Raw genomic sequence first — 19,929 nt, 5'->3', positions numbered from 1 at the left:
CGTCCCGGCCCCCGTGCCGGCGAGCGGCCCCGCGTCAGGCGCCGACGTAGGAGGACAGGTGCCGGCCGGTCAGGGTGGTGCGGTCGGCGACCAGGTCCGCGGGGGTGCCCTCGAAGACGATCCGGCCGCCGTCGTGGCCGGCGCCGGGGCCGAGGTCGATGATCCAGTCGGCGTGCGCCATGACCGCCTGGTGGTGCTCGACGACGATGACGGACTTCCCGGAGTCGACGAGGCGGTCCAGCAGGCCGAGCAACTGCTCCACGTCGGCGAGGTGCAGGCCGGCGGTGGGCTCGTCGAGGACGTAGACCCCGCCCTTGTCGGCCATGTGCGTGGCCAGCTTCAGCCGCTGCCGTTCACCGCCGGAGAGCGTGGTGAGGGGCTGGCCGAGGCTGAGGTAGCCGAGTCCGACGTCGGCGAGCCGGCGCAGGATGCGGTGCGCGGCGGGGGTGTGCGCCTCGCCCGCGCCGAAGAACTCCTCGGCGTCGGTGACCGACATGGCGAGCACCTCGCTGATGTCCCGCCCGCCGAGGTGGTACTCCAGCACGGACGCCTGGAACCGCTTGCCCTCGCACTCCTCGCAGGTGCTGGCGACGCCGGCCATCATCGCCAGGTCGGTGTAGACCACGCCGGCGCCGTTGCAGGTGGGGCAGGCGCCCTCGGAGTTGGCGCTGAACAGGGCGGGCTTGACCTCGTTGGCCTTGGCGAAGGCCTTGCGGATCGGGTCGAGCAGTCCGGTGTACGTCGCGGGGTTGCTGCGCCGTGAGCCGCGGATGGGGCTCTGGTCGACGGACACCACCCCGGCGCCGGCGGGGACGGACCCGTGCACGAGGGAGCTCTTGCCGGAGCCCGCGACGCCGGTGACGACGGTGAGCACCCCGAGCGGGACGTCGACGTCCACGTCCCGCAGGTTGTGCGCCGAGGCGCCGCGGATCTCCAGGTGCCCGGTGGGCTTGCGCACCGTCTCCTTCAGGGAGGCGCGGTCGTCGAAGTGCCGGCCGGTGATGGTGCCGCTGGCGCGCAGCCCGTCGATGTCGCCCTCGAAGCAGACCGTGCCGCCCGCCGTGCCGGCGCCGGGGCCGAGGTCCACGACGTGGTCGGCGATCGCGATGGTCTCCGGCTTGTGCTCCACGACGAGCACCGTGTTGCCCTTGTCGCGCAGCCGCAGCAGCAGGCCGTTCATCCGCTGGATGTCGTGCGGGTGCAGACCGGTGGTCGGCTCGTCGAAGACGTAGGTGGTGTCGGTGAGGGACGAGCCGAGGTGCCGGATCATCTTGACGCGCTGCGCCTCGCCGCCGGAGAGGGTGCCCGAGGGCCGCTCCAGCGACAGGTAGCCGAGCCCGATCTCCACGAACGACTCGAGGGTGTGCTGCAGCTTGGTGAGCAGCGGCGCGACCGAGGGCTCGTCGAGCCCGCGCACCCACTCGACCAGGTCGCTGATCTGCATCGCGCAGGCGTCGGCGATGCTGGTCCCGCCGATGCGCGACTCGCGGGCGCCCTCGCTGAGCCGGGTGCCGTCGCAATCGGGGCAGGTGGTGAAGGCCACGGCCCGGTCCACGAACTCGCGGATGTGCGGCTGCATCGCCTCCTTGTCCTTGGCGAGCAACGACTTCTGGACCCGCGGGATCAGGCCCTCGTAGGTCATGTTGATGCCCGCGATCTTCATCCGGGTCGGCTCGCGGTGCAGGAAGTCGTGCAGTTCCTGCTCGGTGAACGTGCTGATCGGCTTGTCGGGGTCGAAGAAGCCGGACTCGGCGTAGAGCCGGGAGTTCCAGCCGCCGCCCTTGTAGCCGGGGACGGTGATGGCGCCCTCGTTGATCGACTTGGAGTCGTCGAAGAGCCGGCTCAGGTCGATGTCGGAGACGGTGCCCCGGCCCTCGCAGCGCGGGCACATGCCGCCGGTGCGGGTGAAGGCGACCTTCTCGGCCTTGGCGGCACCGCGCTCGACGGTGATCGCGCCGCTGGCGCGGACGGAGGGGACGTTGAAGGCGTACGCGCTGGGCGGGCCGATGTGCGGGGTGCCGAGGCGGCTGAAGAGGATGCGCAGCATGGCGTTGGCGTCGGTGACGGTGCCGACCGTGGAGCGGGGGTCGGCTCCCAGCCGCTGCTGGTCGACGGTGATCGCGGTCGTCAGCCCGTCGAGGACGTCCACCTCGGGGCGGGCCAGCGTCGGCATGAAGCCCTGCACGAAGGCGCTGTAGGTCTCGTTGATCAGCCGCTGCGACTCGGCGGCGATGGTGTTGAAGACGAGCGAGCTCTTGCCCGAGCCGGAGACCCCGGTGAAGACCGTCAGCCGGCGCTTCGGGATCTCGATGCTGACGTCCTTGAGGTTGTTCTCGCGCGCGCCGTGCACGCGGATCATGTCGTGGCTGTCGGCAACGTGCGGCGCAGGCGACTGCGCGTCCGCCTTCTTGGCCATGTTCGTCGTCTCTCCATCTGTCTGTCCGGGGTGTGCGGGGCGGCCGCCCGCGCGGTCCGCCGTCGTCGCCTGGCCCGGTCCGCCCGCTGCGGGGCGTTGTGTCCGGCGGCTTGCCAAGGGTGCGGACGTCGGCCACGGTAACCGTCCACCGGGCCGCCCCGCTCCCGCTTCGGACCGGTCCCCGTCGAACGGACCGGGTCCGGGCCGGGTTCCCGGGCGCCGGGCGGGCCCGTGGGAAGGCGGGGAAGCGGGGTGCGGGGTGCGGTCAGTGGACCTCGTTGAAGCGGATCATGTTGCCCGCCGGGTCGCGGAAGGCGCAGTCCCGAACGCCGTAGGGCTGCTCGGTCGGCTCCTGCACGACCTCGGCGCCGCCCGCCACCAGCCGCTCGAAGACCTCGTCGAGGTCGGCCGTGGCCAGCACGAGACGGGCGTAGGTGCCCTTGCCCATCATCGCGGTGATGGTGGCGCGCTCCTCCTCCGTGATCGCCGGGTCGCCGGCCGGCGGCTCCAGCACGATCGACGTACCGGGCTGGTCGGCGGGGCCGACGGTGATCCACCGCATGCCGCCGTAGCCGACGTCGTTGCGGACCTTGAAGCCGAGGATGTCGCGGTAGAAGGCCAGCGAGGCCTCGGGGTCGGTGTGCGGGAGGAAGGTCCAGTGAATGGTGATGTCCATGGCCGTCACGCTAGCCGCGGCCTGCTCCCGGGGGCTTCTCCATTCCTGACCGATCCCCGTACCGCTCCGTGGGCGGGGCCTGGCGCCGGCTGACGCCACTGGCCGGCGGTCAGCCGCCGGACGACCTCGATCCCCGCCTCGCCGGGGGCGGAGGGCCCCTCCGGCCGGGGGCCGCGGGCGACCTCGGTGAAGCCGAGGCGCCGGGCGACGGCCCCGCTGGGCGCGTTGGCGGCGTCGTGGTGGATCTCCAGCCGCTCGACGCCGGGCAGCGAGAAGCCCTCGCCGACGAGGGCGGCCACGGCCGCCGTGGCGAGGCCGCGGCCGGTCCACCGCGGGTGGAGCCAGTACCCGATCTCCAGGCCGCCGGGGCCGATGCGGCGGTGGAGGCCGCAGCCGCCGATCACGGTGCCCTCCGCAGTGATCGCGTAGGCGAAGGCCTCGCCGCTCCGCCACTCCTCCTCACCGCGGGCCAGGAAGTCGGCGGTGCGCTGCCTGCTGTGGCCGGCCGCCCAGAACATCCAGGGCAGCAGGTGGTCGAGGGACTCGCTGATGGCGTGGTCCAGGGCGTCGAGGTCGCCGGTGCGCCAGCGGCGCAGTTCGGCCGGGCCGGAGGGGAGGGTCTCGGCGGGCTCGTCCATGCCCGGGATGCTCTCGCGGCGGTGGGTCGGGCGGCAACGCGATATCGCGCGGGCGGGGCGGCGCGTCGTGCGCCGCCCCGCCTGCGGGGTCGCCGGGCCTGCGGTCAGCGGACCGAACGCGCGGCTTCCTCGATGATGCGGGCGGTCTCCTTCGGGTGGGAGACGCTCACCGCGTGGGAGGAACGGACTTCCTCCACGTGCGACTTGGCGCGCTTGGCCATGAAGACCTGCAGCTCGCGGGGGATGTTGAGGTCCTTGGAGGCCACGAGGGTCCAGGAGGGGATGGTCTTCCAGGCGGGCTCGCCGGAGGGCTCGTTGAGCGCGGCGCCCGACACGGGGCGCTGGGTGGCGGCCATGATCTCCGCGGTGTGCGCCGGGACGTCCGCGGCGAACTGGTGGTGGAACTTGGCCTGGTCGATGTAGAGGTCGACGCCCTTGGAGCCGTCGGGCATCGTGACCGGCACCTGCTTGAGCGCGCCGCCGAGCGTGCTGCCCTCGAACTTCAGCGACAGGTTGAAGGCGTCCTCGCCCTTGTCGGGCATGAACGCGGCCAGGTAGACGAGGGCCTTGACGTTGCCGGCGCCGCGGGCCGCGTTGGAGATCACGGCACCGCCGTAGGAGTGGCCCGCGAGGACCACGGGGCCCTTGATGCTGTCCACCAGTTCCCTGACGTAGGCGGCGTCGCTGCTGAGCCCGCGCAGCGGGTTGGACGCGGCCACCACGGGGTAGCCGTCGCGCTTCAGCTTCGCGACGACGTCGGTCCAGCTGGAGGAGTCGGCGAACGCTCCGTGCACGAGGACGACGGTCGGCTTGCGGTGGTGCGAGGGTGCGGCGCCGCCGCCCTTGGCGGCGCTGGCGGGACCGACGGTCGCGGCGAGCAGCCCTGCTGCGACGGTCACGGTCGCCATGAGGGCGAGCGGGGTGCGGATGGTCCGGTAACGGGCGTGACGGTTCACGGGTTGGCCCTTTCGAGGCGGGTGTTGGTGGTGCCGTCCGGCCTCGGGACGGAGGCCGGCGGTGGGTACGGCGTCGTTGCCGTACGGCTGGAGGAGGTGGCCGCGGCCGGTGAAGGACGTGCGGTTCCGGGCCACCTGGGTGCACCGGTGCTCGCGGGCGGCGGTGCGCTGCGCCGCCGCCCCGCGATCCGGGGGCGGGGTGGGGTCAGTGGGTGTGCAGCGCGGTGTGCAGCGTGCGGGTCGCCTGCTCCATCGCCGCGGCGCTCGCCTGCGTGGAGCGGACCGGGTTGAGCATCATGAAGTCGTGCAGGGTGCCGTTGTAGCGGACGCTGACCGTGGGAACGCCGGCCTGGGTCAGCTTGCGTGCGTAGGCCTCGCCCTCGTCGCGCAGGACGTCGTTCTCGTCGGTGATGACCAGCGCCGGCGGCAGCCCCTCGAGGTCGGCCAGGCTCGCCCGCAGCGGCGAGGCGGTGATCTCGGCCCGCTCCGCGGGGTCGGTGGTGTAGCAGTCCCAGAACCAGGCCATGCCCGCCGCGGTCAGGTGCGGTCCGTCGGCGAACTCCCGGTAGCTGTCGGTGTCCTGGGCGGCGTCGGTCACGGGGTAGTAGAGCGACTGGTGGACGAAGCTCACGTCGCCGCGCTGCTTGGCCATGATGGTCAGGGCCGCGGTCATGTTGCCGCCGACGGAGTCGCCGGCGACGGCCATGCGGGAGGCGTCCAGGCCCTCGTCCGCGCCGTTCGCGGTGATCCAGCGGGCCGTGGCGTACGCCTGCTCGATCGCGACCGGGTACCGGGCCTCGGGCGAGCGGTCGTACTCCACGAACACCACCGCGGTGTGCGCCAGGACGGCCAGTTCGCGCACGAGCCGGTCGTGGGTGCCGGCGTTGCCGAGCACCCAGCCCCCGCCGTGCACGTACAGCACCACGGGCAGGACCTCCTCGGCGCCCTCGGGCTTGACGACGCGCACCCGTACGTCGCCCACCTCGGCCGGCACGGTGAGCCACTTCTCCTGGACGTCGTACTTCTCGACCGGCGCCGCCTGGATGTCGTCGAGTACCTTGCGGGCGCCTTCCGGACCGAGCTCGTGGAGCAGGGGCGGCTTCGCGGTGGCGACCGCTATTTCCTGCGCCGCGGGCTCGAGAACGGGCTTGATCATCGTCGAACTCCCAAGTTCGTCATTCCGGTGCGTCATTCCTTCGCACATTCGACCGGGGAGCGGACGAATCTGTGACGCCTCAGCGGAGAATTCCGTCGTCGCCGTGTTCGTGGGTGATCTCCTGGTATTCCCGCACGGTCGGCTTGGGAATCTGGGTGCCCTTTCCGTACAGGCCCCGGCTGAGCAGCGCCCGCAATCTCTCGGCACGCCCGGCCCTGCCGTCCGGGGACAGGCGGATGGGCGTGTACTGCTCGTGCTGCGTGAGGAGGTGGAGCTTCTCCCGGCGGAGCGGCTGGTGCACCTCGACGTACTCGCCGTCCGGCAGCCGCTTGATGATCCCGGTCTCCCGGCCGTGCAGCACCTCGTCGCGGTCCTTGCGCTGGAGTGCCAGCGCCCAGCGCTTGGTCGCGACGTAGACGACGAAGGGCACGACGAACAGTCCGATCCGGACGGTCCAGGTCACGGCGTTGACCGACATGTGCAGCCGGACGGCGATCAGGTCGTTGGCCGCCCCCAGCAGTGCCACCGCGTACACGCTGACCCAGGCCGCACCCAGGGCGGTGCGCACCGGCCGGTTGCGCGGCCGGTCGAGGAGGTGGTGGTCGCGCCCACCGTCTTTGGTGACCCATGCCTCGACGAACGGGTAGGCGCCCAGGGCGAGGAAGAGCCCGGCGCCGGCCAGCAGCGGCAGGAGGTTGTCCAGGGCGAGGGTGTGGCCCCAGGCGGTCAGCTCCCAGCCCGGCATGACGCGCAGCAGTCCGTCCAGGACGCCCATGTACCAGTCGGGCTGCGAGCCCGCGGTGACCTGGTCCGGCCGGTAGGGGCCGTACATCCAGATGGGGTTGATCTGCGTGGTCGAGGCGATGATGAGGATGACGCCGCTGACGAGGAGGAAGTACGCCCCCGACTTCACGGCGTACACGCGGAAGGGCAGGCCGACGACGTTCCGCTCGGTGCGCCCGGGGCCCGGGTACTGGGCGCGCCGGTGCCGGCGTGCCAGGACCAGGTGGGCGACGACGATGCCCGCCATGAGGGCCGGGATCACCACGACGTGCAACGTGTTGAAGTGCGCGATCAGCTCCTTGCCCGGGTACTCGCCGCCGAAGAGGAACATCGACAGGTAGGTGCCGACGACCGGGATGGAGAGGATCGTCCCGTTCACGACCACGAGCCCGGTCCCCGACAGCAGGTCGTCCGGGAGGTCGTAGCCCGTCAGACCCTCGAACATGCCCAGGACCAGGAGCGAGAAGCCGAGCACCCAGTTGAGTTCGCGCGGCTTGCGGAACGCGCCGGTGAAGAAGACCCGCAGCATGTGGGCGAACATGCTGGCGACGAAGATCAGCGCCGCCCAGTGGTGGGCCTGGCGGATCAGCAGACCGCCGCGCACCTCGAAGGAGATGCGCATCGTCGAGTCGAAGGCCTCGGAGACCGTGAGGCCCTGCAGCGGCACGTAACTGCCGTGGTACTCCACGGGTGTCATGGACGGGTGGAAGTACAACGACAGGTAGATCCCGGTGAGGACGAGGATGAAGAAGCTGTAGAGGGATATCTCCCCCAGCATGAAGGACCAGTGGCTGGGGATCACTTTCTGCCGGAGGGACGGCCCGGAACGTGTTTCGGCGCCCGTGCGCACGCTGAACCATTCCGCGACCCTCGTACCCCTGCCCGGCTGTTGCGATTCGGCGGGCCGGCTACCGCTTCCCATGTTGCTGTCACCATTCATGTTTCACCCATGGCGGGTCGCAGGTCGGCACTCTCGTGCACCTTCCGCATATATGACTGATCAGACGATGAATTTGTGACGTGCACCGTGTGAGCCGCATCTCAGGAACGGCGACGGAGGCGGGGCGCAATGTCACAAGGTCCGCGCCCGCCCTGTCTCACCAGCAGGACAGGAAGAGCGGTGCCGTGTCCGTGTGTGCGAGTGGGAGGCCAGGGGCCATGGATTTCTCCGATGACGCGGTGCCGATCGCGGAGCTGCTGGACGAGCGCCGGCACTTGCTGGACGTCGCACTGTGGATGGTGGGCGGTTCGGCGGAGGCCGAAGCGGTCGTCGACGAGGCCTACCGGCGGTGGTTCGAGCTGCCGGAGGCCGCACGGGGGACGATCGAGTCGCCCGGCGCGTGGCTGGTGAGGGCGGTGGGCGGAATCTGCCTGTCCCGGCTGGCACGGTCCGCCGGGGCCACCGGACCGGTCGCGGGCGATCCGGCGCGTCCGCGCCTGGGGGCCGAACTGGAGCAGGAGATCGGTGAGGTCCTGCTGACGGCCCTGGACGCGCTGTCGCCCGCCGAGCGGGCGGCCTTCGTGCTCAACGGCTGCTTCGGGATGACGTTGAGCGAGGTGTCGGACGTGGTGGGCCGGCCGGAACCGGAGTGCGCCGAGCTCGCGGACCGCGCGCGCCGCACGATCCGCGCCTGCCGGTCGCGTCCCGCGACGCCGCAGGAGCACGACGCCGTGGCGCGCGCGGTGCGCGCAGCGTGCCTGAGCGGTGACCCCGCACGGCTGTCCGCACTGTTGTGCCCCGACGCCGCGGCGTTCTTCGACGGGGGCGGGAAGCTGCGGGCGCTGGTCCGGCCGGTGCACGGTGCCGAGCCGGTCGCGCGCAGTCTGCTGACCCTGCTCGCGCGCCACCCGCGGGTGTCGCTGTCCGTCCACCCGGTCAACGGCCGCACCGGTCTGGTGGCGCGCTACGAGGACCGGGTGGTGGCGGTCGTGAGCCTGGACGTCGCCGACCGGCGCGTCTCGCAGGCCTGGGTCGTGCTCAACCCCGACAAGCTCCGGCCCTGGAACGTCCCGGATCGCGTCGTCGGCCCCGCCCGGCCCGCCGTCGACTCCTGAAGGGGCGGGCGCGCGACGCGGCGGGACGCCCGGGCCCTTCAGGGTGCGTCCGGCGGACCGCCGCTGCCGCCCGGGCGGCCCGCGGTGTCCGGGGCGGCCGGGGCGAGCACGGCCTCCAGCGGGGCGAGGTCACCGGTCCTGGCCGCCGAGACGAAGACCTCCAGCAGGCGCTGGTGCTCGGCGGCGTCCGCCGTCCCGGGGGCCCCGGCCGTGACGCGCCGCCGGGCCCGGCTGACGATCTTGCGTACGTTGACCAGGCTGAGCTGCAGCATCTCGGCGATCTCCGGATAGGCGTAGTCGAACGCCTCCCGCAGCACGTAGGCCGCGCGTTCCGTCGGGCCCAGCCGCTCCAGCACCAGCAGGAGCGCGAGTTCCACGGCCTCGGTCCGCTGGACGCCCGCCTCGGGGTCCGCACTCGTGTCGACGGGTTCGGGCAGCCAGGGACCGATGTAGGTCTCCCTGCGCACCCGGGCGGACCGGGCGACGTTGATGGCCAGCCGGGTCGTCGTGGTGGAGAGGAAGGCGGCCGGGCTGAGCACCGCGGAGCGGTCGGTCCGCTGCCAGCGCAGCCAGACCTCCTGTACGACGTCCTCGGCCTCGACCGCGCTGCCGAGCACGCGGTAGGCGATGCCGAACAGACGGGGCTGGAGCTCCATGAAGGCGCAGGCGGCCTCGTCGAGGGCCCGCGGTGCGGCGGCGCGCCCGGCGTCCGCCCGCCCCGGGGTCCCGTCCGCCCGCGCGCCCTCACCGTCGGCGGGCGGCCGGCGGGCGCACACGTCACCCATCCGGTCAGAGGTCATGTACGGGCAGCCCCCAACCGCGCGACACGAAGGTGTCACACGGTGCGTCACCTGGGCGGCCACCGGGACTCCGGTCACCGAACGTCACGTCTTCTCCCCTCGCATCCATGGTACGGACCGGCAGACACCCGATCACGTGCCAGGAAATGCGGGAGAGCGTCGTCGACGACCACCGGAACAACAAGCCTCGGGCGAATGCACGGTGTGTTCTGGAGGACCCGGAACCCACCGTCGGTTCACATCATACGCTCGACAAAAGTCGTGGATCAGACAGTGATTGCGACACTTCGGCAAAAAAGGCACAGAAGGAATGCCATCGTGTTCGGAGACACAGTGACACGCTCCGCTCTCAGGCGGACAGTGTGCCCTCAGGAGGCCGGACGTCACGGAAGGTGACGAGTGACGGCTACCCACACCCCTGGAGGTAGCGGATGAGGGTCCCGTCGGCATCCCCCTCGCCGAGCGCTTCCACGACGTCGTGGACGGCTCGCTCCAGCAGGGGCGCTCCCAGCCGCAGCACATCGCAAGCGACCGCGGTCAGGCACACGTCCACGCTCCGCCGGTCGTGCGCCGAGGTGCGCGTGGTGATCAGTCCGCGGTCGCGGAGCCGGGTCACCAGCCGGCTGGTCGCCGACTGGGACAGCCCGATCTCATCGGCCAGTTCGTCGAAGTGGAGCGGGTCCCCGGCGTCACGGACGCCGTCCCTGAGCACCGTCAGCGCGTGGAACTCCCGGGCGCTGACGCCCAGTTCCCGGTGCAGCACCCGCTCGACCCGGGTCTCGACGCGGCGGTGGAGCCGGTCGAGCGCGCTCCACCGCCCCGCCGTCGTCCCCGTACTCATACCGCCGCGCGGTCGCCCGCCTGCCGCTCCGCGCGGCGCCCGGGGGCGGCGCTGGTGAGGAACGCGTCCCGAGGGTGCTGCACCGAGGCGAGCGAGACGAGGTCGCGCCCGAAGAGGGCCGCGGTGACCCACACGGTGAGCACCCTGACCTTGCGCTCCCAGGTGGGCACGGCCAGCACGTGGTAGCCGCGGTGCATCAGCCAGGCCGGGAGGCCCTTGATGACGATGGCCTTGTACTGGAAGATCCCGCGGCCCAGGCCCAGCGTGGCGACCACGCCGAGGCTGCCGTGCCGGTAGTCCCGCACCCGGCCGCCGCGCAGGCTCGCCAGGATGTTCTTGGCCAGCCGCTTGCCCTGCCGGACCGCGTGCTGGGCGTTCGGCACCGTGTGCGCCCCCGGCACGGGCGAGGCCAGGTCGGGCACGGCCGCGTCGTCCCCGGCCGCCCACGCGTCCGGCACCGGCTCGTCGTCCGTGCCGACCCGCAGGTCGGGGCGCACGACGAGCAGTCCGCGCTCGTCGACCGGCAGGTCGGTGTGCTTGTGCACCACCGGGTTCGAGGCGTTGCCCGCGGTCCAGACGATGAGTTCCGAGTCGAACTCCTCACCGCTGGACAGCACGACGTGACCGTCCTCCGCAGAGACGAGCTGGGTGTTCAGGTGCACGTGCGCACCCCTGCGCTCCAGGTGGCGCACGACCCAGGCCCCGGGCTTGTCCCCCACCTCGGGGAGGATGCGGCCGCGGGCCTCGACCAGGTGGAACGACAGCTCGCCCAGGCTCAGTTCGGGGTAGGACTTGAGCATCGCGGTGGCCAGCGACAGCAGTTCGCCGAAGCCCTCGACACCGGAGAACCCGCCGCCCACGAAGGTGACGGTGAGCAGCTTGCGCCGCTCGGGCCCGGGGGGCAGCGAGGCCGCCTGGTCGAACGCCGTCAGCAGCCGGTCGCGGATGGCGACGGCCTCCTCGACGTGCTTGAGGCCGATGGCGCTGTGGGCCAGGCCCGGGATGGGGAAGGTGCGGGTCACGGCACCGGCGGTGACGACCAGGGTGTCGTAACGGAGTTCGTACTCCTCGCCGTTCACGGGCCGGACGGTCACCGTCCGGTCGGCGTGGCGGACGTCGGTCACGCTTCCCGCGATGAGACGGGTCTTGTGCAGGTGGCGCCGGAGCGACACGGCGGCGTGGCGGGCCTCCACCGAGCCGGCGGTGACCTCGGGCAGGAACGGCTGGTAGGTCATGTAGGGACGCGGGTCGACAACGGTGACCCGTGCTTCCCCGGGCCGAAGCGTCTTCTCCAGCCCCCAGGCCGTGTAGAAGCCCGCGTAGCCGCCGCCGACGATCAGGATCTCGCGCATGATTCCCTCTGTTTCTCTCCGTCACCAGGTAGACAGCGCAGCACCCGCCGATGTGACAGGGCATGCCCGCTGAGTGGCGAACACTGTGATGACCGGGCGCGCATATCTGGACGTAAAGGATCCAATCGGTCACCCATGGGTCCCTGTGCACCCCCTCCGGCGGCCGAATGGATCAACACTGTCTGCTACGTTCCCGGGGACTCGACCTCAAGCCGGCACGGGCTGACCGACGTCCACGGCGACCCCGCGCGCTCGCGCCCGTCCCACACCCGCCCGCACCGCCCTACCGGTGCCGCACCCGGCTGCCCCCCACCCTTCCCCTGGAGCCCCCGTGCGCTCAGCGCTCCTGTCCACCGTTCTCGTCAGCACCGTCGCGCTCGCGCCGTTCGCCGCGGCGTGCGCGGACGCCCCTCCCCCCGAGGACGCCCACGCCTCCCCGACCCCCATGACGGACCTGCGCGTGGGGGCCGTCTGCTCGGCGCACTTCGGCTTCGCCACCGACGTCTCGTGCGGGCTGACCCACTTCGGCGACGTGCGCTACCACTGCGCCGGCGGGCCCACCGGTACGTGCCCGAGGACCCGCTCCGTTACGCTGGAGAACATCGGCACAACGCCGGTCAGGCTCGTGGCCGTCAGCGGATCGGAGCCCGGGGAGAGGCACGAGACCGTCTCCCGCACCCTGCCCTCCGGGGCCGTCCAGGTCGTCACGCCCCGGGCGGGCGACACCTACCTCTACGACATCCTCCTGCGCGCGGACGACGGCGTGGCGGCGGTGGGCGTCACGGCCGTGTCCTGAGGCCGCAGGACCGTCGCACACACCGTCACAAGCGCCGGTCACAAGCACCGTCACACCCGCTGTCACAAGTGCGCGGGGACCGCGGTCTCCCCTCGGAGGGGCGCGGTCGCGGACGGCCGGATCGGCCGGCACCCGCCCCGCCGGTGCGCCGCGGCGCACACGACGCGAGCAAGGGATTCAAGCATGTCGTACCCACAGCAGGTGTACTTCGGGGACACGGGCGAGATCAACGCGAACTTCCGCCCGGCGAGCACCCCGCCGAACGTCGGCCGGGCCGGAGACGGCATCCACTACCTGGCGACCACGGACATGACGCGGGGCGAGTACGGGCTCTACCGCGTCATGATGAAGGCGAACGCGGGTGGTCCCAGCACCCACTTCCACCGGACCATCTCGGAGTCCTTCTTCATCCTCAACGGGACCGTGCGCCTCTACAACGGCGAGAAGTGGGTCGACGCGCGGGAGGGCGACTTCCTGCACGTCCCGCAGGGCGGGCTGCACGCCTTCCGCAACGACTCCGACGCCCCGGCCGAGATGCTGCTGCTCTTCACGCCGGGCGCACCGCGCGAGGAGTACTTCGAGAAGGTGGCGCAGATGGGCAACGCGACGCCGGAGGAGCGCGCCGCGTTCCTGGACAAGCACGACTCGTACTTCGTCGACTGACCGGTGCCGGTCCTCCGTGGTGCCCCCCGCGGACGGGACACCACGGGACGGACGGCCTCACGGGCGGACGGCCTCAGGCGGCGAGGACGGCGAGTTTCGTCGGGCTCATCATCCACATCACGCGGTCGATGCCCTCCGGGGTGACGCTCAGGTTGAGGACGGCGTAGACGGTGCCGTCACGGGACAGCTTGACGGCGGGCCGGCCGTTGATCTGGAGTGGCTCCACGACGGCCCCGACCCAGAACCGGTCGGCGAAGGCGTGGATGTACTTGGCCACGCGCTGTCGTCCGACGACGGGGAACTTCGACGCCCGCACCTCGCCGCCGCCGTCGGAGTACGACACGACGTCCTCGGCGAACATGTCCTCCAGCACGCCCACGTTCCCCGCCTTGGCGGCCGCCACGAAGGCCGTCAGGAAGCGCTGGTGGTCGGCGGCCACGACGCCCACCCGCTTCTCCCTCGCCAGGTGCTTGCGCGCCCGGCTCACCAGTTGACGGGCGTTGGCGTTGGACTGGCCGAGGATCTCCGCGATCTGCGCGTACGGGTACTCGAACGCCTCCCGCAGGACGTAGGCGGCGCGTTCGGCGGGTGTGAGCTTCTCCAGCAGCATCAGCACCGCGACCTCGAGCGCCTCGCCGTTCACGGCGCCGAGGGCGGGATCGCTCTCGGTGTCCACCGGCTCCGGCAGCCACGGCCCGACGTAGGTCTCACGGCGGGCCCTGGCCGACTGCAGCACGTTGATGGCGAGCCTCGTCACCGTCGTCGCGAGGAACGCCCGGGGGTTCTCCACCTTGGCACGGTCGTAGGTCTGCCAGCGGATCCAGGCGTCCTGCAGGATGTCCTCGGCCTCGCTCACGCTGCCGAGCATCCGGTAGGCGATGCCGAACAGGCTTCCGCGGGCGGCCTGGAACTCCTCCTGCGCTGCCCGGAGGTCCTCGGCGTCATCCACTGCTTCGTCCTCGGTCGGCGTCGGCCGCGTCCGGGAAGGGCGCGCCGGTGGTTCAGGACAGCCAGTCCCTGTAGTGGGTGGGGGCGATGCGGGCGTCGCTGCCGCCGACGAGGACGTCCCCCCGCGCGACGGCGAACATGCCCGCGGTGTCGTCGACGACGACGCCGCGCCCGTCGCCCTTGGCGGCGATGGTGATCCGGCCGATCTCCTCGAGGGGGAAGACGTCGGGCCCCGCGATGTCCACGGTCCCGTTGAGCGGGGGACCCGAGGCGACCTCGGCGACCATCCGCGCGACGTCGGCCGCGGCGATCGGCTGGAGCCTGGTCCGCGGCAGCCGTACGGTGTCGCCGTCGGTGGTCCAGGACATGGTCGCTTCCATGAACTCCATGAACTGGGTGGCGCGGACGATGGAGTACGGGAGGGAACTCGCCTTGAGGATGTCCTCCTGGAGCACCTTCGCCCGGTAGTAGTCGAGTTCCGGCACTTCGTCGACGCCCACGATCGAGAGGATGACCATGTGGCCGACGCCGCCCTTCTCGCTCGCCGCGACCAGGTTGTCCATGGACGTCTGGAAGAAGGCGGGCGAGGCCTCGTCGAAGGTCGGCGAGTTCGTGAGGTTCACGACGACGTCGGCGCCCGCGACGGCCTCCACGACGCCCTCGCCGCTCAGGAGGTCCACGCCGGTGGACAGGGAGTGCGGCACGGCCTCGTGTCCGGCTGCTTCGAGGTTCTTCACGACCTGGGAGCCGATGAGCCCGGTTCCGCCGATGACTGCGATTTTCATGGCTTTGCCCATCTCCCGATGCTGATGACCGGTGCATGCCTCTACTGCTTAACGTACCTGCGCGGCAGTCGCCGCGCCTGGGCTGCCACGGGGCGGCCGGGGGGCGCGGGACCGCGCCGCCCGTGCCCTCAGCAGACGCCGTTCCCGGCCTTGCCCGCCCGCGCGGGAGCGGCCGTCCGCTGGAGCGCGACGATGGCGACGCCGTCGCGCAGCGGGCCCCGCGGGTGCCGGCACAGGTCCTCCCGGACGTGCCCTACGAGGCCGGCCGGATCCGCGCCCGTCCAGCGGGCGAGGCGGCCGCGCAGGGGATGGAAGGCACCGGCCGGGTCACCATCTCCTGGCGGTGCTCGGAGGGCGAGGCCACCGAGGCCGGGAGGCGGGCCGCCGCGGCGGGGCTCGAGCCGGGCGACCCGGCCGCCGCCGGCGACGAGGGGCGCCGAGGCTGCTCGCGCTCAACGTGACCGCGCCGAGCCTGCTCGCCCACACCGCCCCGCCGCGCCTGCCGCACCTGCCGCACCTGCCGCACGTGCCGCACGTGCCGTACCTGCGGGAGACCTCGGGCTCCCTCGTCCGGCCGACACCGACGTCATGGTCGCCGCGGGGCTCGCCCCAGGAGATCGAGTCGACATCCGGCCGGGAACGCGACCATGCCCCGATGTGGCGCCTCACGGAGCCCGGGGACGTCGCGGAGCGACCCCGCGCGTCGCCGAGCCGTTCGGCACGCACTTCGGCCGACACCTTGCACGGGGGTATCCGTGGAGGAGCGCGCCCTATGGCCTTCGTCCACAGCCCCTCCCGCACGTGGGCCCCGCCCGGACGCCTGACTGCGGCCACTGCAGGGGATGGGGGACCGTCGTCACCGACTGCGGCCGTCACGAGCCGGCCGGTACTGCCTGGAGGGCAGGCAGGGCTCCGATCCGGGAGAACAGCCGGTTCCGGGCCGTCCGCGGCACGGGTCGCCCGCTACTCCGCCGCGTCCGGACGCGACTGGGCCCGGGGCTCTGAGCCGGGGCCCTAGAGGTTGCGGTCCTGGTGGATGTGGCCCAGCCCGAACCTCTCGGGCGTGCCGGACTCGCCGGGGATCACCCGGGCGGAGGAGTTGCCGCGGCGGTTCAGGACGACCAGGAGCACCACGATGACCGCGACGACGACCAGGGCTGCCAGAAGGTAGAACATGCCGGTCCCCCATGAGAGTTCGCCGCCGCCGTGGCGGCGGCGGTGTGAGCCCATTGTGCACCCGGCAGCGGCCCGGGTCACGGGGTCGTTCCGCCGGGACGCGGCGCCGGAAAGGCGCGCCGCGGTCCCGGCCGGCTCGCCCACGCGGTGCCTGTCAACAGGACGGGCTTCGTGCGCCCCCGGGGGGGGAGAGGCCGGGAGGTGATCAGCGAGTCCGACCGGCCGGTCGGCGTGTGTCGCGCCGGGCGGACGGGACGACCGCGCAACTCGCCAGGCGGTGCGGGAGCTTGGCCCTGCCGCGTCCGCCCGGTGCCCGTACCGGGCAATCCGGGCGTCACACACCCGTCGGTCCACTGGTCTCCCTGAGGAGTCCCCGCCACGGACGCACGGCCTGCGGGTCGCCGGGCGGGCGCAGAGCCGGGGTGTCCCGTACGAGGAGGTTCCATGAACTGGAGATACGAGGCCGCGTGCCAGGAGGAGGATCCGGAGCTGTTCTTCCCCATCAGCGGCAGCGGCCCGGGTCTTGCGCAGATCGCGGAGGCCAAGGCCGTGTGCCTGCGGTGCCCCGTCATGGCGCGGTGCCTGCAGTGGGCGCTGGCAGCCGGACGCCTCGAGGGAATCTGGGGCGGGACCACGGAGGAGGAGCGGCGCACGATCCAGCGGCGCGACTACGTCGAGCGCTGGCAGAAGGCGCGGCAGGCCGGCGTCTGATCCGGGCCGGACGAGTTCCAGCCCGCGTCGACGGTGCCGACCTGACCGGTCACCGCGCCGTGGAATAGGCGCTGTGAGCCCGGGTACCCGAGGGGCGGTCGGTGCCGAGAGGCCACAGCCCGGAGGCGAACATGGAGCCGTCACTGGACCGGATCGCAGAGCCGTGGGGCAGCCGGACCCCTTACGGCCGGCACGAGACGTGGCCCACGCGGGTGGACACGTACCTGGCCGAGGGCATCGAACCGGAGAAGGTGGACCGGTGGGTGCGGGCCGCCTCGATCCTGCACTCGGACGGCGACGCCATGGACATCGCCGTCGTCGGGGACCGCATCGTCGGCGTGCGGGGCCGCGCCACCGATCGTGTGAACCGCGGCCGGCTGGGTCCGAAGGACCTTTTCGGCTGGCAGGCCAACGGCGCACCGGACCGGCTGACCCGGCCGCTGGTCCGACGCGGCGGCCGGCTGGCCGAGTGCGACTGGGACACCGCGATGGAACACGTCGTCGCCCGGTCCCGGGCCCTGCTGGACGAGAGGGGGCCCGGCTCGATCGGCTTCTACACTTCCGGGCAGTTGTTCCTGGAGGAGTACTACACGCTCGCCGTCCTGGCCAGGGCCGGCATCGGCACCAACCATCTGGACGGCAACACCCGTCTGTGCACGGCGACCGCCGGGGAGGCGCTGAAGGAGTCGTTCGGCTGCGACGGCCAGCCGGGCTGCTACGACGACTTCGACCACGCCGACGTCATCGCCCTGTTCGGCCACAACGTCGCCGAGACGCAGCCGGTGCAGTGGATGCGCATCCTCGACCGTCTCGAGGGTGCCGCTCCCCCGCTGCTGGTCTGCGTCGACCCGCGCCCCACCCAGGTGGCCCGCCGGTCCGCCGTCCACCTCGCCCCGCGCGTCGGCACGAACGTGGCCCTGATGAACGCGCTGTTGCACGAGATCATCCGCACCGACCGGGTCGACCACGACTACATCGCGGCCCACACGGTCGGCTACGAGGAACTGGCGGAGCAGGTCGGGGAGTGCACTCCCGAGTGGGCGGCCGGGATCTGTGACGTGCCGGCGGCACGCATCGCCGAGGCCGCGGAGGTCCTGGGGACCGCGGAGCGGCTCACCTCGACCGTGCTGCAGGGCTTCTACCAGTCGCACCAGGCGACCGCGGCCGCGGTGCAGGTCAACAACCTGCACCTGATCCGCGGCATGCTCGGGCGGCCCGGGGCCGGGGTGCTGCAGATGAACGGCCAGCCCACCGCGGAGAACACCCGCGAATGCGGTGCGAACGGTGACCTGCCCGGCTTCCGCAACTGGGAGAACGACGCCCACGTCGCCGATCTCGCGAAGGTCTGGAACGTCGACCCGTCGACGATCCCGCACTACGCCCCTCCCACGCACGCGATGCAGATGTTCCGGTACGCCGAGCAGGGCTCGATCCGCATGTTGTGGATCAGCGGCACGAATCCCGCGGTGTCCCTGCCCGAACTGTCCCGCATCCGCTCGATCCTCACGCAGGAACGCCTCTTCGTCGTCGTGCAGGACCTGTTCCTCACGGAGACGGCGCAACTGGCCGACGTGGTGCTGCCCGCGGCCACGTGGGGCGAGAAGACGGGCACCTTCACCAACGCCGACCGTACGGTGCACCTGTCGGAGAAGGCAGTCGACCCTCCCGGCGAGGCCAGGCCGGACCTGGACGTCTTCCTCGACTACGCCGCCCGCATGGACTTCCGCGACAAGGACGGCGGGCCGCTGGTCGGCTGGCACGACCCCGAATCCGCCTTCGAGGCGTGGAAGCGGTGCAGCGCCGGCCGTCCCTGCGACTACACCGGCATGAGCTACGACAAGCTGCGCGGCGGCAGCGGGGTCCAGTGGCCGTGCGACGGACAGGCGCCCGACGGCACCGAACGGCTGTACCTCGACGGGATCACCTGGGCCCACCCGGACGTCTGTGAGAGCTACGGCAAGGACCTGGTCACCGGCGCCGCGGACAGTGTGGTGGAGTACCGCTCCCTGAATCCCGGCGGCAAGGCGGTCCTCAAGGCGGCCGAGTACCTGCCGCCGCACGAGGAGCCCACCCCGGAGCACCCCTTCCAGCTCACGACGGGGCGGACGGTCTACCACTTCCACACCAGGACCAAGACCGGCAGGGTGCCGCAACTGAACGCCGCCGCGCCCGACGTGTGGGTGGAGATCTCCGCCGGCGACGCCGAAGCACGGGGACTGGACGAGGGCGACCTGGTCGAGGTCGGCACGCCGCGGGGCGCGCTGCGCGGCCGGCTCCGTGTCACCGGCATCCGTGCGGGCTTGCTCTTCGTCCCGTTCCACTACGGCTACTGGGACACTCCAGGCGGTCACGAACCGGACGGTGACACGCCCGGCCGGGCGGCGAACGAGGCGACGGTCACCGACTGGGACCCGGTCTCCAAGCAGCCGTTGTTCAAGACCGCGGCGGCCGCTCTGACCCTGGTGCGGCGTGGCGGCGGAGCGACCGCTCCGGCACCGACCACGACGGCCTCCGCCCCCGTGCGGAGCGGAGCCGTGCCCGCCACTGCGGGAGGCGCGGGCGCCTTCGCGTCCCAGACGCCCGGCGGACCCCCCTCACCCGGCACACAGGAAGGCGGAACCGGTGAACGGCATCAATGACGTGCTGCGGGCCCTGCACGGCGACGAGGAGCACTTGGCGAAGGAATTCGTGGCGGTCGCCGACCGCCATCGTTCGGATCACGAGGTCCACTACGTCTCCATGGATCTGGCCGCGTGGTCACGCGAGCACACGCGCCGGATAGCGGACGCCGCACGGGCCTACGACCTGGACCTCGATCCGCCCGGCGAGCCGCACACCGGTCTCCTGCCGGCGATCGGCAGGAAGGCCGCCGAGGCGGTGGGCCGCCGCCCGGAACCGGCGCTGCTGCTCCTGCGGGACCTGCGGCACCTCCACCTCGCCGCGTCCGGCAACTCCCTGTACTGGGAGATGGTGGCGCAGGCGGGACAGGCCACCGGTGACGAACGGCTGCTCCGCCTCGCCACGCAATGCCACCCTCGGACCCTGAGGCAGCTGCGCTGGACGAACACCATGATCAAGACGTTGTCGCCCCAGGCGCTGGCGAGTCTGCGCTGAATCCCGGCCCGTGCCGCACTCCAACGGCTACGGCTACCTGGCCCCGTGAGGTCGGCGGCGAGC

At 72.0% G+C, this 19,929-nt stretch carries 18 protein-coding genes and 1 pseudogene; 7 read left to right on the top strand and 12 right to left on the bottom strand.

Annotated features, from left to right (window positions below):
* Window positions 1-34: 34 nt before the first annotated feature.
* The 6 genes from ACZ7MY_RS39775 to qcrB form a co-directional block, all read right to left on the bottom strand.
* A complete protein-coding gene (locus ACZ7MY_RS39775; protein WP_499610411.1) occupies window positions 35-2,416 on the bottom strand; it encodes an ATP-binding cassette domain-containing protein in 2,382 nt (793 codons plus the stop codon).
* 265 nt (window positions 2,417-2,681) lie between these two features.
* Window positions 2,682-3,092 (bottom strand): VOC family protein, encoded by a 411-nt coding sequence (locus ACZ7MY_RS39770; protein WP_499610408.1) that lies wholly within the window; start codon window positions 3,090-3,092, stop codon window positions 2,682-2,684.
* 5 nt (window positions 3,093-3,097) lie between these two features.
* On the bottom strand, window positions 3,098-3,730 hold the full coding sequence (locus ACZ7MY_RS39765) for a GNAT family N-acetyltransferase (protein ID WP_499610406.1): 633 nt from the start codon (window positions 3,728-3,730) through the stop codon (window positions 3,098-3,100).
* Between the two features lie 104 nt (window positions 3,731-3,834).
* The gene (locus ACZ7MY_RS39760; RefSeq protein WP_499610404.1) at window positions 3,835-4,686 is read right to left on the bottom strand and encodes an alpha/beta fold hydrolase; all 852 of its coding nucleotides are present in this window, start codon (window positions 4,684-4,686) and stop codon (window positions 3,835-3,837) included.
* A 205-nt stretch (window positions 4,687-4,891) separates the two neighbouring features.
* The gene (locus ACZ7MY_RS39755) at window positions 4,892-5,842 is read right to left on the bottom strand and encodes an alpha/beta hydrolase (RefSeq protein WP_499610401.1); all 951 of its coding nucleotides are present in this window, start codon (window positions 5,840-5,842) and stop codon (window positions 4,892-4,894) included.
* Between the two features lie 79 nt (window positions 5,843-5,921).
* The gene (gene qcrB / locus ACZ7MY_RS39750; protein ID WP_499610399.1) at window positions 5,922-7,547 is read right to left on the bottom strand and encodes a cytochrome bc1 complex cytochrome b subunit; all 1,626 of its coding nucleotides are present in this window, start codon (window positions 7,545-7,547) and stop codon (window positions 5,922-5,924) included.
* Window positions 7,548-7,783: 236 nt separating this feature from the next.
* Between qcrB and ACZ7MY_RS39745 the strand changes: the two genes are divergently transcribed.
* Window positions 7,784-8,680: a sigma-70 family RNA polymerase sigma factor family protein gene (locus ACZ7MY_RS39745; protein WP_499610396.1), complete on the top strand. Its 897-nt coding sequence runs from the start codon at window positions 7,784-7,786 to the stop codon at window positions 8,678-8,680.
* 92 nt (window positions 8,681-8,772) lie between these two features.
* Here ACZ7MY_RS39745 and ACZ7MY_RS39740 read toward each other — a convergent pair.
* The 3 genes and pseudogenes from ACZ7MY_RS39740 to ACZ7MY_RS39730 all read right to left on the bottom strand — a co-directional run.
* A pseudogene (locus ACZ7MY_RS39740) lies at window positions 8,773-9,336 on the bottom strand (sigma-70 family RNA polymerase sigma factor); the annotation flags it as partial.
* 550 nt (window positions 9,337-9,886) lie between these two features.
* Complete coding sequence (locus tag ACZ7MY_RS39735; protein WP_499610395.1) at window positions 9,887-10,321, bottom strand: MarR family winged helix-turn-helix transcriptional regulator; 435 nt, start codon at window positions 10,319-10,321, stop codon at window positions 9,887-9,889.
* Window positions 10,318-11,673 (bottom strand): NAD(P)/FAD-dependent oxidoreductase, encoded by a 1,356-nt coding sequence (locus ACZ7MY_RS39730; protein ID WP_499610393.1) that lies wholly within the window; start codon window positions 11,671-11,673, stop codon window positions 10,318-10,320. The genes ACZ7MY_RS39735 and ACZ7MY_RS39730 overlap by 4 nt, the downstream gene beginning before the upstream one ends.
* A 331-nt stretch (window positions 11,674-12,004) precedes the next feature.
* Here ACZ7MY_RS39730 and ACZ7MY_RS39725 point away from each other — a divergent pair, with 331 nt between their 5' ends.
* Together ACZ7MY_RS39725 and ACZ7MY_RS39720 are read left to right on the top strand one after the other, a co-directional pair.
* Window positions 12,005-12,469 carry a hypothetical protein gene (locus tag ACZ7MY_RS39725; RefSeq protein ID WP_499610392.1) on the top strand — a complete coding sequence of 155 codons (465 nt, stop codon included), beginning with the start codon at window positions 12,005-12,007 and terminating at the stop codon, window positions 12,467-12,469.
* 183 nt (window positions 12,470-12,652) lie between these two features.
* A complete protein-coding gene (locus ACZ7MY_RS39720; protein ID WP_499610389.1) occupies window positions 12,653-13,132 on the top strand; it encodes a cupin domain-containing protein in 480 nt (159 codons plus the stop codon).
* 73 nt (window positions 13,133-13,205) lie between these two features.
* Here ACZ7MY_RS39720 and ACZ7MY_RS39715 read toward each other — a convergent pair whose 3' ends face one another.
* Entirely contained in the window at window positions 13,206-14,081 is an 876-nt protein-coding gene (locus ACZ7MY_RS39715) for an RNA polymerase sigma-70 factor (RefSeq protein WP_499610386.1), read from the bottom strand.
* Window positions 14,082-14,133: 52 nt separating this feature from the next.
* Window positions 14,134-14,865: an SDR family oxidoreductase gene (locus ACZ7MY_RS39710; RefSeq protein ID WP_499610383.1), complete on the bottom strand. Its 732-nt coding sequence runs from the start codon at window positions 14,863-14,865 to the stop codon at window positions 14,134-14,136.
* A gap of 122 nt (window positions 14,866-14,987) precedes the next feature.
* Between ACZ7MY_RS39710 and ACZ7MY_RS39705 the strand changes: the two genes are divergently transcribed.
* On the top strand, window positions 14,988-15,326 hold the full coding sequence (locus tag ACZ7MY_RS39705) for a hypothetical protein (protein WP_499610382.1): 339 nt from the start codon (window positions 14,988-14,990) through the stop codon (window positions 15,324-15,326).
* A gap of 553 nt (window positions 15,327-15,879) precedes the next feature.
* On the opposite strand, the gene ACZ7MY_RS39700 is transcribed toward ACZ7MY_RS39705, so the two are convergent.
* Window positions 15,880-16,041, bottom strand: coding sequence for a hypothetical protein (locus ACZ7MY_RS39700; RefSeq protein ID WP_499610379.1), 162 nt, complete (start codon window positions 16,039-16,041; stop codon window positions 15,880-15,882).
* Window positions 16,042-16,485: 444 nt separating this feature from the next.
* Here ACZ7MY_RS39700 and ACZ7MY_RS39695 point away from each other — a divergent pair, with 444 nt between their 5' ends.
* The 3 genes from ACZ7MY_RS39695 to ACZ7MY_RS39685 all read left to right on the top strand — a co-directional run bounded on the left by ACZ7MY_RS39695 (window position 16,486) and on the right by ACZ7MY_RS39685 (window position 19,866).
* Window positions 16,486-16,752: a WhiB family transcriptional regulator gene (locus tag ACZ7MY_RS39695; protein ID WP_499610376.1), complete on the top strand. Its 267-nt coding sequence runs from the start codon at window positions 16,486-16,488 to the stop codon at window positions 16,750-16,752.
* Window positions 16,753-16,883: 131 nt separating this feature from the next.
* Entirely contained in the window at window positions 16,884-19,391 is a 2,508-nt protein-coding gene (locus tag ACZ7MY_RS39690) for a molybdopterin oxidoreductase family protein (protein ID WP_499610373.1), read from the top strand.
* Window positions 19,375-19,866: a hypothetical protein gene (locus ACZ7MY_RS39685; RefSeq protein WP_499610371.1), complete on the top strand. Its 492-nt coding sequence runs from the start codon at window positions 19,375-19,377 to the stop codon at window positions 19,864-19,866. Before ACZ7MY_RS39690 ends, ACZ7MY_RS39685 begins: the two co-directional genes overlap by 17 nt.
* Window positions 19,867-19,929 lie beyond the last annotated feature (63 nt).

This window comes from Streptomyces sp. NPDC111520, from assembly GCF_055635295.1.
The sequence above is the reverse complement of the archived record's forward strand: the minus strand, read 5'-3'. Positions and strand labels throughout refer to the sequence as shown.

What these genes read in the sequence shown, in the direction of transcription:
- ACZ7MY_RS39720 (WP_499610389.1), top strand. Translation starts at nt 12,653, where the DNA reads ATGTCGTACCCACAGCAGGTGTACTTCGGGGACACGGGCGAGATCAAC.
- ACZ7MY_RS39710 (WP_499610383.1), bottom strand. Translation starts at nt 14,865, where the DNA reads ATGAAAATCGCAGTCATCGGCGGAACCGGGCTCATCGGCTCCCAGGTC.
- ACZ7MY_RS39690 (WP_499610373.1), top strand. Translation starts at nt 16,884, where the DNA reads ATGGAGCCGTCACTGGACCGGATCGCAGAGCCGTGGGGCAGCCGGACC.
- ACZ7MY_RS39735 (WP_499610395.1), bottom strand. Translation starts at nt 10,321, where the DNA reads ATGAGTACGGGGACGACGGCGGGGCGGTGGAGCGCGCTCGACCGGCTC.
- ACZ7MY_RS39730 (WP_499610393.1), bottom strand. Translation starts at nt 11,673, where the DNA reads ATGCGCGAGATCCTGATCGTCGGCGGCGGCTACGCGGGCTTCTACACG.
- ACZ7MY_RS39775 (WP_499610411.1), bottom strand. Translation starts at nt 2,416, where the DNA reads ATGGCCAAGAAGGCGGACGCGCAGTCGCCTGCGCCGCACGTTGCCGAC.
- ACZ7MY_RS39700 (WP_499610379.1), bottom strand. Translation starts at nt 16,041, where the DNA reads ATGTTCTACCTTCTGGCAGCCCTGGTCGTCGTCGCGGTCATCGTGGTG.
- ACZ7MY_RS39770 (WP_499610408.1), bottom strand. Translation starts at nt 3,092, where the DNA reads ATGGACATCACCATTCACTGGACCTTCCTCCCGCACACCGACCCCGAG.
- ACZ7MY_RS39745 (WP_499610396.1), top strand. Translation starts at nt 7,784, where the DNA reads ATGGATTTCTCCGATGACGCGGTGCCGATCGCGGAGCTGCTGGACGAG.
- ACZ7MY_RS39765 (WP_499610406.1), bottom strand. Translation starts at nt 3,730, where the DNA reads ATGGACGAGCCCGCCGAGACCCTCCCCTCCGGCCCGGCCGAACTGCGC.
- qcrB (WP_499610399.1), bottom strand. Translation starts at nt 7,547, where the DNA reads ATGGGAAGCGGTAGCCGGCCCGCCGAATCGCAACAGCCGGGCAGGGGT.
- ACZ7MY_RS39695 (WP_499610376.1), top strand. Translation starts at nt 16,486, where the DNA reads ATGAACTGGAGATACGAGGCCGCGTGCCAGGAGGAGGATCCGGAGCTG.
- ACZ7MY_RS39755 (WP_499610401.1), bottom strand. Translation starts at nt 5,842, where the DNA reads ATGATCAAGCCCGTTCTCGAGCCCGCGGCGCAGGAAATAGCGGTCGCC.